Annotated in this window: 13 protein-coding genes; 8 read left to right on the forward strand and 5 right to left on the reverse strand. The window is 65.7% G+C overall.

Annotated features, from left to right (window positions below; all coding sequences use genetic code 11):
• Nucleotides 1-130 precede the first annotated feature (130 nt).
• From dnaE to VGD20_RS20245, 3 genes are all read left to right on the forward strand, one after another.
• Nucleotides 131-3616, forward strand: coding sequence for a DNA polymerase III subunit alpha (gene dnaE, locus VGD20_RS20235; protein WP_331136172.1), 3486 nt, complete (start codon nt 131-133; stop codon nt 3614-3616).
• Between the two features lie 6 nt (nt 3617-3622).
• Nucleotides 3623-4036 (forward strand): GFA family protein, encoded by a 414-nt coding sequence (locus VGD20_RS20240; RefSeq protein WP_331136173.1) that lies wholly within the window; start codon nt 3623-3625, stop codon nt 4034-4036.
• 101 nt (nt 4037-4137) lie between these two features.
• A complete protein-coding gene (locus VGD20_RS20245) occupies nt 4138-5742 on the forward strand; it encodes a long-chain fatty acid--CoA ligase (protein WP_331136182.1) in 1605 nt (534 codons plus the stop codon).
• A 202-nt stretch (nt 5743-5944) separates the two neighbouring features.
• Here the strand turns inward: VGD20_RS20245 and VGD20_RS21840 are convergent, their stop codons facing one another.
• From VGD20_RS21840 to VGD20_RS20270, 5 genes are all read right to left on the reverse strand, one after another.
• Nucleotides 5945-6214 (reverse strand): GIY-YIG nuclease family protein, encoded by a 270-nt coding sequence (locus tag VGD20_RS21840; RefSeq protein WP_414714602.1) that lies wholly within the window; start codon nt 6212-6214, stop codon nt 5945-5947.
• Complete coding sequence (locus tag VGD20_RS20255) at nt 6132-7220, reverse strand: PA0069 family radical SAM protein (RefSeq protein ID WP_414714603.1); 1089 nt, start codon at nt 7218-7220, stop codon at nt 6132-6134. Before VGD20_RS20255 ends, VGD20_RS21840 begins: the two co-directional genes overlap by 83 nt.
• 45 nt (nt 7221-7265) lie before the next feature.
• On the reverse strand, nt 7266-7790 hold the full coding sequence (moaB, locus tag VGD20_RS20260; RefSeq protein WP_331136174.1) for a molybdenum cofactor biosynthesis protein B: 525 nt from the start codon (nt 7788-7790) through the stop codon (nt 7266-7268).
• Nucleotides 7780-9474: a lytic transglycosylase domain-containing protein gene (locus VGD20_RS20265; RefSeq protein WP_331136175.1), complete on the reverse strand. Its 1695-nt coding sequence runs from the start codon at nt 9472-9474 to the stop codon at nt 7780-7782. The genes moaB and VGD20_RS20265 overlap by 11 nt, the downstream gene beginning before the upstream one ends.
• A gap of 72 nt (nt 9475-9546) precedes the next feature.
• Nucleotides 9547-10272 (reverse strand): uracil-DNA glycosylase family protein, encoded by a 726-nt coding sequence (locus VGD20_RS20270; protein ID WP_331136176.1) that lies wholly within the window; start codon nt 10270-10272, stop codon nt 9547-9549.
• Nucleotides 10273-10454: 182 nt separating this feature from the next.
• Here VGD20_RS20270 and VGD20_RS20275 point away from each other — a divergent pair, with 182 nt between their 5' ends.
• The 5 genes from VGD20_RS20275 to VGD20_RS20295 form a co-directional block, all read left to right on the forward strand.
• The gene (locus VGD20_RS20275) at nt 10455-12110 is read left to right on the forward strand and encodes an electron transfer flavoprotein-ubiquinone oxidoreductase (RefSeq protein ID WP_331136177.1); all 1656 of its coding nucleotides are present in this window, start codon (nt 10455-10457) and stop codon (nt 12108-12110) included.
• A gap of 16 nt (nt 12111-12126) precedes the next feature.
• The gene (locus tag VGD20_RS20280) at nt 12127-13764 is read left to right on the forward strand and encodes a hypothetical protein (RefSeq protein ID WP_331136178.1); all 1638 of its coding nucleotides are present in this window, start codon (nt 12127-12129) and stop codon (nt 13762-13764) included.
• On the forward strand, nt 13761-14609 hold the full coding sequence (locus VGD20_RS20285) for a 4-(cytidine 5'-diphospho)-2-C-methyl-D-erythritol kinase (RefSeq protein WP_331136179.1): 849 nt from the start codon (nt 13761-13763) through the stop codon (nt 14607-14609). The genes VGD20_RS20280 and VGD20_RS20285 overlap by 4 nt, the downstream gene beginning before the upstream one ends.
• Nucleotides 14606-15337, forward strand: a complete 732-nt coding sequence (locus tag VGD20_RS20290; protein WP_331136180.1) for an N-formylglutamate amidohydrolase — start codon at nt 14606-14608, stop codon at nt 15335-15337. Before VGD20_RS20285 ends, VGD20_RS20290 begins: the two co-directional genes overlap by 4 nt.
• Before the next feature lie 59 nt (nt 15338-15396).
• Nucleotides 15397-16353, forward strand: a 957-nt coding sequence (locus tag VGD20_RS20295) for a dihydroxy-acid dehydratase (protein WP_331136181.1), incomplete at its 3' end; no start/stop codon positions are given.

Genomic DNA, 16353 nt, shown 5'->3' on the forward strand with positions numbered 1-16353 from the left:
GGCTGACACGTCGCCCCCGCGTAGGCGGGGGCCGTTATCGGCGTGGCGCTATCTCTCCAACGGCCCCCGCCTACGCGGGGGCGACGATTATGGCATAGTCGAATCACCGCTGTCACTGTAGCGTCTTCCGATGGCCTTTAGCCCCTTCGTTCCCCTGCGCGTCTTTTCCAGCTTTACCATGCTGGAGGGGGCGATCCAGCCCAAGCTTATCGCCAAAGCCGCGCGCGAGCGCGGGTTTCCGGCGATCGCGGTCGCCGATCGCAACGGGCTTTACGGCGTCATGGCCTTTGGCGAGGCGTGCAAGGCGGCGGGCGTGCAGCCGATCGTCGGTACCTTGCTGAGCGTCGCGCGCCCGGGCCAGCGGCTGGCAAACGGCGCGCCGCTGATCGACTGGCTGGCGCTCTATGCGCAGGATAACCGGGGCTATGACAATCTTTGCGCACTGGTTTCGGCAGCGCATCTCGGTCGTCCGGTCGAGCAGGAACCGCATGTGCTGCTGTCCGATATCGCGGGGAAGACCGACGGGCTGATCTGCCTGACGGGCGGCGGCGAGGGTGCACTGGCACGGCTGCTCGCGGGCGAGCAGAAGAGCGCGGCCGACGACTATGTCGAGCAGCTCGAGGCGCTGTTCGGCGGGCGGCTCTATATCGAGCTGTCGCGGCGCGGCGACGCGACCGAGATCGCCGCCGAAGCGGCGCTGATCGATCTGGCCTATGCGCGCGTATTGCCGATCGTCGCGACCAATCCGGCGAATTTCGTCGAACCCAATTTTCACGCTGCGCACGACGCGATGCTGTGTATCGCGCAGTCGGCCTATGTCGAGAGCGAGGACCGGCGCGTGTCGAGCCCCGAGGCCTGGCTGAAACCCGCCGAGGCGATGGAGGACGCTTTCTCGGACCTTCCCGAGGCGATCCACAATACGCTGGTGGTCGCGCAGCGCTGTGCGTTCATGGCGCCCAAGCGCGCGCCGATCCTGCCGAGCCTTGCCGGCGACCGCGAAGGCGAGGCGGCGCAGCTCAAGCAGGACGCGCATGCGGGGCTGGCCGCGCGGCTCGCGCATTATCCGGAGATCACCGACGAGGAGCGGCACGCCTATGTCGAACGCCTCGACTTCGAGGTCGACGTCATCACCCAGATGGGTTTCCCCGGCTATTTCCTGATCGTTGCCGACTTCATCAAATGGGCGAAGGCGCACGACATTCCCGTGGGGCCGGGGCGCGGCTCGGGGGCGGGCAGCGTCGTCGCGTGGGCGCTGACGATCACCGACCTCGATCCGCTCAAATTGGGCCTGCTGTTCGAACGCTTCCTCAATCCCGAGCGCGTGTCGATGCCCGACTTCGACATCGACTTCTGCGAAACGCGGCGCGGTGAGGTGATCCGCTATGTGCAGGAGAAATACGGCCGCGACACCGTCGCCCAGATTATCACCTTCGGTAAGCTGAAGGCGCGCGCGGTGCTGAAGGATACCGGCCGCGTGCTGCAGATGAGTTACGGGCAGGTCGACCGGCTGGCGAAGCTGGTGCCGAACCATCCGACCGATCCGTGGACGCTCGAACGCGCGCTGAACGGCGTCGCCGAGCTGATGACCGAATATAAGCAGGACGACGGGGTGCGCCGCCTGTTCGACATGGCGCGCCAATTGGAAGGCCTGCCCCGGCACAGCTCGACCCACGCCGCCGGGGTGGTGATCGGCGACCGTCCGCTCGACCAGCTCGTTCCGCTCTATCGCGACCCGCGCTCGGACATGCCGGTGACGCAGTTCGACATGAAATATGTCGAGACCGCAGGACTGGTGAAATTCGACTTTCTCGGTTTGAAGACGCTGTCGGTGCTGAAGGAGGCGAAGCGCCTGCTCGCGCTGCGCGGCGTCGACGTCGATCTCGATGCGCTCGCGTGGGACGACACCGCCGTCTATGAACTGCTCCAGCGTGGCGAAACCGTCGGGGTATTCCAGCTGGAATCGGAGGGCATGCGGCGCACGCTGTCGGCGGTGAAGCCGACCAATTTCGGCGACATCATCGCGCTCGTCGCGCTCTATCGTCCCGGACCGATGGACAATATCCCGCTGTTCGGCGCGCGCAAGAACGGGCGCGAGCCAATCGCCTATCCGCACCCGCTGCTCGAGGGCATCCTCGCCGAAACCTATGGAATCTTCGTCTATCAGGAACAGGTGATGCAGGCGGCGCAGATCCTGGCGGGCTATAGTCTGGGCGGCGCCGACCTGCTCCGCCGCGCGATGGGCAAGAAGGTCCAGGCCGAGATGGACGCGCAGCGCGAGACGTTCGTGAAGGGCTGCGGCGAGCATAACCAGATCGCGCCCAAGGCGGCGAACGAGCTGTTCGACTTGATCGACAAATTTGCCGGCTATGGTTTCAACAAGAGCCACGCGGCCGCCTATGCGCTGCTGTCGTACCAGACGGCGTGGCTGAAGGCGCATTATCCGCACGAATTCTTTGCCGCGTCGATGTCGTTCGACAGCCACCAGACCGACAAGCTCTCGATCTTCATCGACGATATGCGCCGGCTGGACGTCGGGATCGCCCCGCCGTCGGTCAACGACAGCGAAGCCGATTTCTCGGTCGGGCGCGGGGATGACGGACTGACCGTGCGTTATGCGCTCGGCGCGCTCAAAGGCGTCGGCGAAAAGGCGATGGAAGCACTGGTTGCCGAGCGCGCGAAGGGCGACTTCGCGTCGCTCGACGATTTCGCGAGCCGCATCGATCCCAAGTTGCTCAACCGCCGCCAGATCGAGGCGCTGGCGGGCGCGGGAGCGTTCGATTGTATCGAGCCCGACCGTCCGCGCGCCTTTGCCGGCGCCGAAAGCCTGCTCGCCTGCGCGAACAGTTCGGCGCACGAACGCTCGACTGGGCAGGGCGGCCTGTTCGGCGGCGACATCGCGATCGCACCGGCGCTGCAACTGCCCGCGGCCGAACCATGGACGCTCGCCGAGCGGATGACGCGCGAGAAGGACGCCTTCGGCTTTTATTTCTCGTCGCATCCGGTCGAACAATATGAAGCGATCATCTCGGCGCGCGGTGCCCGGTCCTATGGCGATATCTGCGCCAATGTCGAAATGACGCCGGGAACGCGCATCCCGATGGTGATGGCCGCGATGGTCGAAAGTGCGCGGCCACGCGTCTCGCAGCGCGGCAACCGGTTCCTGAACCTGACGTTGTCGGACCGCAGCGGACAGTTCCAGTCGAGCTGCTTCGACGAGATCGCGGGCAAGACGCTCGAGGCGCTGGCCGCCGACGGCGGCTGCGCGATGCTGTCGGTCGAACTCGACCTGCTCGAAGGCGAAGAGACGCCGCGCGTGACGGTGCGTGGTGCGCAATCGCTCGTCGATATCGCGGCGACCGCGGCGCTGCAATTGACCTGCCGGGTCGAACTGCCCGAGGCGGTGCCGGAGATCGCGAAATGGCTCGAACGGCGCGACGACGCGCGCGGAAAGGTCGTGATCGCGACCCGCGATCCGCTGACCGACGAGGATGTCCGTATCGAGCTGGGGCGCAGCTTCGCATTGGGGCCGGACACCGTCTCGCGCCTCGAAATGGTTGCGGGGGTCGCCGAAGCCGCGCTTTCACTCGTCGCGCCGCGCGAATTCCGGGTGCGGTAGCGTCCGGTGAACGCTGCAATCAAAACGCCCGGAAGCTGCCTTTGCGGCATCGTGCAGTTCGAAATATCGGGCGATTTCGACGCATTTTTCCTGTGCCATTGCTCGCGATGCCGCAAGAACAGCGGGTCGGCGCACGGCGCAAACCTGTTCGCTTCCAACGCGTCCGTCGCCTGGCGGTCGGGTGAAGCGAATATCGCAACCTACCGTGTGCCCGATACACGGCACGAGCGCAGTTTCTGCATGACCTGCGGTTCGGCGCTTCCCGGGGTGCGGATGGGCGGTGCGTTGCTCGTCGTTCCGGCAGGAAGCCTCGACGGCCCGGTCGATATCCGTCCGACGGCGCATATTTGCTGCGCGAGCCGGGCGGAATGGGACGCCGATCTGGCCGATGTGCCCCATATCGATGGTCTTCCCGGCTAAATCTGCGCTTTTCGCCCTCGCTGCACCCTGTTTTACCTTGCGCGGGCTTTGCGTCCGACCTTATCCCTGAGAGGCAACGACAAGATAGAGGATGCCTCATGATGGGAATGCAGGGCCAGCCGTTGCTGGTGACCAGCCTGATCGACCATGCCGCGCGCGAGCATAAGGGCCGCGAGATCGTTTCGCGCTGGGCCGATGGCAGCATGACACGATCGACGTGGGGCGAGGTCGGCGAGGATGCGCGCCGCTTCGCCGCGGCGATGACGAAACTGGGCATGAGGAAGGGCGACCGTATCGCGACGCTCGCGATGAACCACGGGCATCATCTGGTCAGCTGGTACGGCAGTGCGGGTATGGGCGGGGTGCTGCACACCGTAAACCCGCGATTGTTCGACGAGCAGCTCATTTACATCATCAACCATGCCGAAGACCGCGTGTTGCTGTTCGATGCGATGTTCCTGCCGATCGTCGAGCGGCTGCGCCCGCAACTCCCGACGGTCGAGCATTTCATCCTGTTCGATGCGCCGGCGCGCGAGGGCTATCTCTCGTACCGCGACCTGATCGACGCCGAGGACGGCCGTTTCGAGTGGGTCGAACTCGACGAACGCGACCCGGTCGGGCTTTGCTACACGAGCGGGACGACGGGCAATCCCAAGGGCGTACTCTACGAGCATCGTTCGAACGTCATTCACGCGATCACCGAAATCCAGCCCGACGTTTTCGGCCTGTCGAACCGCAGCGTGATCCTGCCGATCGTCCCGATGTTCCACGCCAACAGCTGGGGTGTGCCCTTCGCGGCGGCGACCGTCGGTTCGAAACTCGTGTTTTCGGCGACCAACGATGCGCAGGTCCTCTGCGACCTGATGCACGACGAGGGCGTGACGCACAGCGCCGGCGTTCCGACCGTCTGGCTCGCGATGTTCGGGCACATGGACGCGACGGGCATCGGTTACGGCAAGCTCGAACGTGTGATCATCGGCGGGTCGGCGGCGCCGCGCGCGATGATCGAACGATTCATGAAAGCGGGAATCGCGGTCGGCCACGCCTGGGGAATGACCGAAACAAGCCCGATCGGGACGATGGGAAAGCGGCCGTGGAACTGGGACGCGCTGAGCTTCGACGAACAGGTCGACATCGTGTGCCGGCAGGGCTGCCCGCCCTATGGCGTCGAATTGCGGATCGTCGACGACGAGGACAAGGTGCTGCCGCGCGACGGCGTGACCAGCGGGCGGCTGCAATGCCGCGGACCGTGGATCATCCAGCGCTATTTCAAGGCCGAGACCGATGCCGCCGACGCCGATGGCTGGTTTGATACCGGCGACGTCGCGGTGCTGCACCCCGATGGTGTGATGCAGATTACCGACCGCGCGAAGGATGTGATCAAGTCGGGCGGCGAATGGATCAGCTCGATCGAACTCGAAAATGCCGCGGTCGGCGCGCCGGGGGTACAGGAAGCCGCGGCGGTCGGCGTCTATCACCCCAAATGGGACGAGCGGCCGATCCTGCTGATCGTCCGGAAGCCGGGTGTCGAAACGAACGAAGTGGCGATCGTCGATTATCTGAAGGACAAGGTCGCCAAATGGTGGTTGCCCGACGAGGTCATATTCGTCGACGAGCTGCCGCACACCGCGACGGGCAAGATATTGAAGCGCCAGATCCGCGACGATTACAAGGATTACAAACTGCGGTCGCTGGACGCTGCGTAAATGGCGTCGCCCCCGCGAAGGCGGGGGCCGCTATAGGCATGGCTCAGGCGTTGAGGGTTTCGAACAGGTCAGTCCATTCGGGGTTGGCTTCTGAAATGAGGTGGAGTTTCCAGACTCTATTCCATTTTTTCAGGGCTTTCTCGCGGACGATAGCCTCATCGATCCGATTGAGGGGCTCGGCGTAAACTAGTCGAATCAAACCTCATTTCTTGCAAAACTCGGAACCAGTGCCTGATCGATGCGCAAAAATACGAGCCGGCAAATTGTCGGTCACGCCGATGTAAACTATTCCCATCGGTTTGTTGGTCATGATGTAAACATAAGCTCGCCTCATACCCCTTACTCCATGACGCCAGCGGCCCCCGCCTTCGCGGGGGCGACGGAACTGGCTAGAACAGCTCCATCTGCCCGTCGCGTTCGGGCGGTCTGAAAAGATCACTGCGGATCGGGGGGAAGCTGCGGTCCATGCCATGTTCGCGCGCCGCGCGTTTGACGCGGGTGCGGATCAGTTGCGCCCAGACGCCGTGCCCCTTCATGCGCGTGAAGAAATTCGGGTCGTTGTCGCGGCCGCCGCGGATGTCCTGCACCATGTGCATGACCTTGTCGGCGCGATCGGGATAATGCGCGGCGAGCCAGGCACGGAATAGCGGGGCGACCTCGAATGGCAGACGCATCAATATATAGGAGGCGCGGATCGCGCCCGCCTCGGCGGCGGCGGCCATGATCGCTTCGATTTCGTGGTCGGTGATCGCCGGGATGATCGGCGAGATATTGACCTGTGTCGGCACGCCCGCGTCGATCAGCTTGCGGATCGCGGCGAGGCGGCGGCGCGGGTGCGGCGCGCGCGGTTCGAGCGTGCGTGCGATCGCGGGATCGAGCGACGTCACCGAGACCGCGACACCGACCAGATTGTCGCGCGCCATGTCGGCGAGCAGGTCGATATCGCGGAGAACGCGGTCCGATTTGGTCGTGATGATCAGCGGATGCCGCGTTTCGGCAAGGACTTCGACGACCGACCGTGTGATACCCCATTCGCGTTCGATCGGCTGGTATCCATCGGTGTTGGTACCGATCGCGAGCGGGGCGGCCGTATAACCACGCTTTGCGAGCTCGGCGCGGAGGAGCTTTGCGGCATCGGGTTTGGCGAAAAGCCGGCTTTCGAAATCGAGGCCGGGCGAGAGATCGTGGAAGGCATGGGTCGGACGTGCGAAACAATAGATGCAGCCATGCTCGCAGCCGCGATAGGGGTTGATCGAGCGGTCGAAGCCGATGTCGGGCGATTTGTTGCGCGCGATGATCGTCTTCGGGTGCTCGACCGTTACCGTCGTGCGGAGGCGCGGCGCTTCGCCGTCGATGTCTTCGGCCGCGTCGAGCCAGTCGCCGTCGGCGACGCGTTCGGCCGATCCGGTGCGGGTGGGGCGGAGGTTGGTCGGTGCGCCGCGGCCTGCGATCGGGGGGAGGGGCTTGATCGATTCCACCGGTGGAGGATATCGCGTCAGCAGGAACAAATAAAGAACAAACCTCTATTCGGTCAGGCGCGGCATCAGTTCGACGAAGTTGCAGGGCTGGTGCCGGCTGTCGAGCTGCGTCGACAAAATGCCTTCCCATGCGTCGGTGACGGCGCCGGTCGAACCGGGCAGCGCGAAGATATAGGTGCCGCGCGCGACGATGGCGCAGGCGCGCGACTGGATCGTCGAGGTGCCGATCGTCTGGTAGCTGAGCCAGCGGAACAGCTCGCCGAAACCGGGAATATCCTTGCCGTCGAGCCGGTGCAGCGCCTCGGGCGTCACGTCGCGGCCGGTCAGGCCGGTGCCGCCGGTGGTGATCACGACGTCGACCGCGGGGTCGTCGATCCAGTTGTGAAGGCGCGAGACGATCAGGTCGGTCTCGTCCTTGATGATCGCGCGCGCGGCGAGGATGTGGCCGGCGCCGGTCAGCAATTCTTCGAGCTTGTCACCCGAGCGGTCTTCGGCAGCGCTACGGCTGTCCGAAATCGTCAATAGGGCGATACGAACGGGCCTGAAGACGAGGCTCTCGTCAATCGGCATGGGCGAGAGTGCCGGCATAGGTCAGGCGCGTGCGATCCTTGCCGTCGGGAAAGCGCGGCCATTTGCCCTGCGCCAGCGCGGCCCGGCTGACCGAGGGCTTGCCCTGCTGCGCTTCGTACATCCAGTAGTTGCGCAGCACGATGCCAACATAGCCGCGCGTTTCCCAATAGGGGATCGATTCCATGTAGAGCAAAGGATCGCCATTATCGCGGATTTCGGATTGCCAGCGCGCGACGGGCGCGGGACCGGCGTTGTATGCGGCGATCACTTTCGGCAACAGGCCGCCGGTTGCAGGATCCTTGCTGAGATATTGCAGATAGCTCTGCCCCATATCCATGTTCACCGCGGGCGCGCGCAGGTCGCCCGTCTGGCTGTCGCCGCGCCAGCGCGCGATGTCGCGCGCGGTGCCGGGGCGCACCTGCATCAGGCCGAAGGCGCCCGCAGGGCTGACGACGGTACGCTGGAAGCGCGATTCCTGCAGCGTGTGCGCGAAGACAAGCGCCGGATCGACCTTCCACCCGCCATTGGGCTCCCATTTGGGCTGCGGATAGCGCGTCTGCGCGGCGAGCTTGCGGCCCTGCGGCGTATTGTGCGCGAGATAAAGCTGCGTTTCGGGTAGGCTGAGCGCGCCGGCGATCGCGAGCAATTGTTCGTGCTGGCGGGCGTCGCCGATCAGCGCCTGGTGGCGCAGCACCGTGCCCGCATATTGATCCTCGCCGATTTCCGACAAGGCCATCGCGAGGCGGACGTTGGGCAGGTCTTCGAGTGCGCGCCATGCGCTGCGGTCGGCGCGGACATTCTCGCGCTGGCTGCTCGTTTCGACACCGAGGGTTTCGGCGGCGAGCAGGCCGTAGAAGGTTTCTTCGTTGGCGGCGGCGGCGCGCAGGCGCGGCTGGACCGACGCGGGTTCGCCCGCGGCGATCGCCGCGCGGGCGGCCCAGTAATAAGCGGCGGCACGAAGCTCGCTGTCGGGCGCTTCCTTCGCGACACGGTCGAAGGCGGCCAGCGCGGTGCGGTAATCGCGGGTGCGCCACGATGCGAGGCCTTTCACCCACGCGCCCTGCGTCGACCATGCGCCCTGGCCGTTGCTGCATTCATTGGCGAGACGGAGCGCGTTGGCGTCGTCATTTTCAATATAATAGGACCATGCCACCTTTTGGCGCCATTCGTTGCGCGCCTCGGGGGAGAGCTGTTCGCCCGCGGCATTCAGCAAGGCCTCGGCCCCCGCTGGATCGTCATTCTTGATGCGGTCGGGGATCGAGCGCGCGAGCGCGGCGGCGGCAGGATCGCCGCTGATCGCGTCAGCGCCGAGGCGGCGCGGTGCGCTGCCAGCCCAGGCGAGCCGTGCCTGAAAGGGCAAGGTCGGTAATTCGGTCGCGCCGCGTTTCGTCGCGAGCCGGCCGAGCTGCTCGGCCTGCGGCAGGTACGGCGAGCGCGAGAGGATCGGCATGATGTCGGCAACTTCGGCGCGCGGGCTGTTCGGCGCGGTCAGCAGCTCGGCGCGCAGGAAATCGGTAAGCGGGCCGTTATCAGCCCCATCGAGGAGCGATTTGGCATCGGCCCAGCGCTGGCTGCGGATTGCGGCCAGCACCTGCGTGTAAAGCTGCTTCTGCTTCGACGACAGGATATCGGGCACCGTTTGCGGTGCCGATACCAGTGCACGATCGCCCGCATCGGTCGCCATGGCCGGCGCCGTAGCGAAAGCAGCGGCAAGAAGTGCGTATGAAACAAGGGTCTTGGTCATCTTATCCATCTGTCAACGTCCCCGGTTGAACAGTTTCAGGCTATCCCAGGCCGCCGCCTTTTGGGCGGGGCGGGCCAGCAGCATCGCGGGATGTGCCACAGCCACTGCGTCCACTTTGCCGCCATCTTGGTTAATATTGAGTAACTTTCCGCGCACATCGGGAAGCGATGCGGCAGCGGCCATGCGGACGATGTCGCCGCCGATCAGCAGCAACCGCCCGGGACGCGCCAGTCGCAGGTGATGCCAGAGCAGGCGGTCGAGCTCCGCCGCTTCCGTACCGTCGCAACGACCGCCTGCCGGACGGGTCACCGCAAGGCTGGCGACGTAGCAATCGCCGCGCGCGGTACCGATCGCTTGCAGCATCGCATCGAGCAACCGGCCGGCTGCTCCCGAAAACAGGGTGCCGTCCTGCTGGTCGTCGATTTCGGGCCATGCGGTGAGCAGCATGAGCGGGGCGCCGACCTGCCCTGCGGGAAGTATGCGGCGGGCATCCCATTGGCTGCCGGGTACATCGTCGCTCGTCGCGAGCCAGTTTTGGAATTCGCTCCAGTCGTCCGGAAAGATGGCCGGCCCTCTGGTTTCGGCGACTTGCGGCGCCTCCTGACGCTGGAGCGCCGCGGGAAGGGGCATGGCCTCGGGTTCGACGATTGCCGCGCGCTTTGGCCTTGCCGCCGCAGCGTCATTCGCGGGCGGAGTGACGAGCCAGCCGGCAGGTTGCTCGCCGACAAGGGCGTCCACCCCCGCCAGAGACCACCAGTCACATGTGCTTTCTGCCAGCAAGGCTGAATATGACCCACCCATGATTTTGTTTCAAACAGGCAGTTGACGGACCCGTCAATTGGCGGGCATCGCAATTCGTGACAGAATGAGCGCCGGACACGATGAATGATCGGCGCAGGGACGGCAGAAAGGTATTTGCGGTGAGCGAACGGGAATCGATGCCCTATGACGTGGTCATCGTCGGCGCGGGGCCGGCGGGGCTGTCGGCGGCGATCCGCCTCAAACAACTGGCAAATGACGCGGGCAGCGAATTGTCGGTGTGCATCCTCGAAAAGGGATCCGAAGTCGGCGCGCACATCCTGTCGGGTGCCGTGATCGACCCGAAGGGGCTCGACGAACTGTTGCCCGAATGGCGCGAGATGGGCTGCCCCCTTGCCGAGGTGCCGGTCAACGACAACCAGCATTGGGTGCTGACCAAGACTAAGAAGTTCGGCCTGCCGCACGTCATCACGCCGCCCTTCATGCACAATGTCGGCACCTATACCGGCAGTCTTGGCAACCTCTGCCGCTGGCTTGCCGAGCAGGCCGAAGGGCTGGGGGTCGAAATCTTCCCCGGATTCCCCGCAGCCGAAATCCTCTACAATGAGGATGGTTCGGTCAAAGGCGTCGCGACGGGCGACATGGGCGTCGCGCGCGATGGCAGCCACAAGGGCGACTATGCCCCCGGCCTCGAACTCCACGCCAGATACACCTTCTTCGCCGAGGGCGTGCGCGGCCACCTGACCAAGATGATCAAGCCGCAGTTTGCGCTCGACGCCGATTGCGAGCCGCAGGTCTATGGTCTCGGCGTCAAGGAGCTGTGGGACATCAAGCCCGAGAACCATGCGGCGGGCCGGGTGATCCATACGCAGGGCTGGCCGCTCGACCAGAATGCCAATGGCGGCGGTTTCCTTTATCATCAGGCGAACGGGCAGGTTGCGCTCGGCTTCGTAACTTGGCTCAACTATCGCAACCCGCACATCTCCCCGTTTCAGGAGATGCAGAAGTGGAAGACGCATCCCGAGATCGCGAAGATACTGAAGGGCGGCAAGCGCGTATCCTATGGCGCGCGCGCGATCAGCGACGGCGGTCTGCAATCGGTGCCCAAGCTCGCTTTCCCGGGCGGCGCGCTGATCGGCGATACTGCCGGTTTCCTCAACGTGCCGCGCATCAAGGGCACGCATACCGCGATGAAGTCGGGCATGATGGCGGCCGAGGCAGCGTTCGCGGCGGTCGCTGCGGGCCGGTCGGGCGATACGCTCGACTCCTATCAGGCGGCCTTCGATGACAGCTGGGTGAAGAAGGAACTGAGCGTCGTCCGCAACGTGCTGCCGCTCGTCGAGAAATATGGCGACCTCGCGGGGACGATCCTGTCCGGGATGACGATGTGGCTCGAAACGCTGAAGATCAAGGTTCCGTTCACGATGAAGCATCATCCGGACAATGAGAGCCTGTACCGCGCCGACATCATGCCGAAGCCCGACTATCCGAAACCCGACGGCGTGCTGACCTTTGACCGCCTGTCGTCGGTGTTCGTATCGAATACCAATCACGAGGAAGACCAGCCGGTCCACCTGCAGCTCAAGGACCCGTCGATCCCGGTCGCGTATAATTTGCCGCTCTATGACGAGCCTGCGCAGCGTTATTGCCCGGCCGGCGTTTACGAGATCGTCGGCGAGGCCGAGGGCGATCCTAAATTCGTGATCAACGCGCAGAATTGCGTCCATTGCAAGACGTGCGATATCAAGGACCCGACCCAGAATATCAACTGGGTCACTCCCGAAGGCGGCGGAGGCCCCAATTATCCGAACATGTAAGCCCGCGCGTATCCTGTTGGCGGTCGCCGCGGTCGCGGTGGCGACCCCGGCGCAAGCGGTCGACGACAGCGGCGCGGCGCTGAACGCGCTGGTGCGGGCACGGCTTGCCGAGGAACGCGGCGAACCCGCCGCGGCCTTGTCCGCGCTCACGACGGTATCGAGCCTCGCGCCCGATCTGCCCGGGGTGCGCGGCCGCATACTCGAACAGGCGATCCAGGCCGGCGACCTGGATGCCGCCCGCGCTGCGGCGTTGCGGTTGTGGGCGGGCGGCGAGCGCCGGTTCGATGCCCAGCTGGTGCTGATGGTCGACGCGATGCGCCGGTCCGACTGGAAGGCCGCGCGCGACTATGCGTCGGGCCGGAACGATAAGGCAGGCGCCGATACGATCGCGCGGCTGATCCTGCCGACGGTGAATGCATGGATCGACGTCGGCGCGCGCGTAAAGGCACCCGAACGTCACCTGCTCGCCGCGATGGGACGTGCGCGGTCCGAGCCCGCGCTCGCGCTCCAGGTCGCGCTGGTTCAGATCGCGACGCAGCGGGCGAGCGAAGCCGCGACGCTGACCGACGGCATCACGCTGACCGATCGCACGAGCCAGCTTATTGCGCTGCGCCTTGCGGCGACGCTCGACAAGGCGGGCGAGCGCGACGCCGCGAAACGGCTTCGCGAGCGGATCATGCTGGCGTCGGGGCCGCGCGAGGATCCGATGCTGCTGCTGCCCGACCAGCCCGTGTCGACGCCGCGCGCGGGGACGGCGCACTGGCTGGGGTTGCTCGCCGATGGCCTTGCGCGAACGCCGGGAGGGCAATCGAAGGTGCCGCTGCTGTTCGCCCGCGCCGCCCACTGGCTGAACGATCAGGATTGGGCGGTCCGCGCGACGCTGGTCGAGGCGCTCGACCGCGACGGCCAGCGCGCCGAGGCGATGGCGCTGCTCGGCACCGGCCGCACCGCGCTGCCCCCGGTACTGGCGATGCGGCGCGCCGAACTGATGGCCGATGCGGGCGATCTTCCGGGCGCGGCGAAGCTCGCCGAAACAGCGGCAAACGGGAATGATGCGCGCAGCCTGCTTGTGCGGCTCGCCGATATCGCGCGCCGGTCGGACGACCCGCAGGCGGCCGCGCGCGCGTACGAACGGCTGGACGATGCGCTGGGCGATGACGAGGATGATCGATCGCTGCGCGGGACGCTGCTGATTGCCCGCGCCGAACTGCTGCTGCAGGCGGGCGAGTGGGATGGTGCGGCACCGCTGATCGAAAAGGCGGTGAGGCTGCGGCCCGACGACGCGTCGATCCTGAACTTTGCCGGCTATTCGGCGCTCGAACGGCGCAAGGATGTGAAGCAGTCTTTGGCGCGGATCGAGGCGGCGTGGGCGAAGGAACCGCAGAATGCGAGCATCACCGACTCGCTTGGCTGGGCCTATTTCCTGACCGGCCGCAGCGGTGAAGCGGTCGACCTGCTCGAAAAGGCGCAGCGCGGCGAGCCCGGCAATGCAGTGATCGTCGAACATCTGGGCGACGCCTATTGGCAGGCGGGGCAGAAATTCCAGGCGCGCTACAACTGGCGCGCGGCGGCTTTGCTCGCCGACGCCGATATGGCGACGCGGCTGGAAGCAAAGCTGCGCGACGGGCTGACCCCCGCGACAACCGCGCCGTGAGCGCGTTTCGCGAGACCGGCTGGGCCAAGATCAACCTCGCGCTCCACGTTCGCGGGCGGCGCGCCGACGGCTATCATGACATCGAGACGCTGTTTGCCTTCGTCGATGGCGGCGACGCGATCGCAGCCGAATTCGCCGCGGTCGACAGCCTGACGATCGACGGCGAATTCGCTGACGGGCTGAGCGCGGGCGGCGACAATCTGGTGATGCGGGTGCTGACGCTGCTCCGCGCGCGCTACGGCGCTGACCGGGTGCCGCCGCTCGCGGTGAGCTTGACCAAGACGCTGCCGGTTGCGGCGGGGATCGGCGGCGGTTCGGCCGATGCTGCGGCGATGGCGCGGTTGGTGCGCACGCACTTCCTGCCCGAGCTGGGCGATGCGGCGCTGGCGCGGCTCGTCAGCCCGCTCGGCGCCGATATCGCGGCCTGTGTCGCGAGCGCCACCTGCCTCGGCGTCGGGGTCGGCGAGGAATTGAGCGCGGTGCCCGAACTTCGGCTGGCGGGGACACCGGTGCTGCTGGTCAATCCGCGCCAGCCGGTCGCCACAGGACCGGTCTTTGCCGCGTGGGACGGGATCGATCGCGGGCCGCTGTTCACCGGTGCCGACCTCCGCGCGCAGCTGTTCGCGGGGCGCAACGATTTGCAGCGCCCCGCGACGGCGCAATGCCCGGCGGTGGCCGACGTACTCACCGAGCTCGGAGCGCTCGGGCCGTGGCTCGCGCGCATGTCGGGATCGGGCGCAACCTGTTTTGCGCTGTTCGATGCGGCGACCGAACGCGATGCCGCGGTTGCCTTGCTGGCGGAGCGGCATCCGCAATGGTGGACGATGGCAGGAGTATTGCGGTGAGCGAAGCGTGGCGGCAGATCGGCGAGGCGCGGGCAGGCGGCATCCTGCTGATCGCCGATCATGCCTCGAACCTCGTGCCCGCCGACATCGATCTGGGCATCGATCCGGCGCTGCTGTCGAACCATATCGCGATCGATATCGGCGTCGCGCAGGTTGCGGGGCTGCTCGTCGAGAGCGGTGCGGTCGACGCGGCGATCCTTGGCGGCGTGTCGCGGCTGGTCGTCGACTGCAACCGCGACGAGGATGCGCCCGGGGTGCTGCCGATCGCGAGCGACGGGCATGCCGTGCCGGGCAACGCCCTCGACGACGATGCGCGCGAGGTGCGGCTGGCGCGCTTTTTCCGGCCCTATCACGACCATATCGCGGCGACGATCGCGGCGCAGCGCCCGGCGGTGATCCTGTCGCTGCACAGCTTCACGCCCTCGCTCGCGGCGCATCCCGATCAGGCGCGGCCCTGGCATGTCGGGGTGCTCTATAATGAGGACGACCGGCTCGCGGCGGCGGCGATTGCGGCGCTGGAGGCCGAAAATATGGTCGTGGGCGACCAGCAGCCCTATTCGGGCAAGCTGCTGAATGCGACGATGAACCGCCACGCCGAGGCGAATGGCATCCCCTATGTCGGGATCGAGATGCGGCAGGATCTGGTGGGCGATGCGGCGGGTCAGGCGCTGTTTGCGCAGCGGCTTTCTCGCATGTGCAGCAAGCTTGCATTGAATCTGCCCGAATAGGCGTGTAGAGGCGCGTCTCTTCGCTTATTTTTGAAATAAAATTATCAGGATACCCAAAAATGCCTTCATATCGTTCGCGCACGACCACCCATGGCCGCAACATGGCAGGTGCCCGCGGCCTCTGGCGTGCGACGGGGATGAAGGACAGCGATTTCGGCAAGCCGATCATCGCGGTGGTCAACAGCTTCACGCAGTTTGTGCCGGGGCATGTCCACCTGAAGGACCTCGGCCAGATGGTCGCGCGCGAGATCGAGGCGCATGGCGGCGTCGCCAAGGAATTCAACACGATCGCGGTCGATGACGGGATCGCGATGGGGCACGACGGGATGCTCTATTCGCTGCCGAGCCGCGACCTGATCGCCGACAGTGTCGAATATATGGTCAATGCACATTGCGCCGACGCGATGGTGTGCATCTCCAACTGCGACAAGATCACCCCGGGCATGCTGATGGCGGCGCTCAGGATCAACATCCCCGTCGTCTTCGTGTCCGGCGGGCCGATGGAAGCTGGCAAGGTGGTGCTGAAGGGCAAGGAGGTCGCGCTTGACCTTGTCGACGCGATGGTCGCCGCCGCCGACGAGAAATATACCGACGAGGAAGTGACGGCGATCGAACAGGCGGCGTGCCCGACATGCGGCAGTTGTTCGGGCATGTTCACCGCGAACTCGATGAACTGCCTGACCGAAGCGCTGGGGCTGTCGCTGCCGGGCAACGGCTCGACACTCGCTACGCACGCCGACCGCAAGGCGCTGTTCCTCAATGCGGGCCGCCTCGTCGTCGACATGTGCCGCCGCCACTATGAGGAAGACGACGACAGCGTGCTGCCGCGCAGTATCGCCACCTTCGAGGCGTTCGAGAACGCGATGAGCCTCGACATCGCCATGGGCGGGTCGACCAACACCGTGCTGCATATCCTGGCCGCCGCGCACGAGGCGGAGCTGGATTTCACCATGGCCGATATCGACCGCCTGTCGCGCAAGGTGCCGGTGCTGTGCAAGGTGGCGCCGGCGAAGTCC

This window comes from Sphingopyxis sp. (assembly GCF_036402335.1).
GTDB lineage: Bacteria > Pseudomonadota > Alphaproteobacteria > Sphingomonadales > Sphingomonadaceae > Sphingopyxis.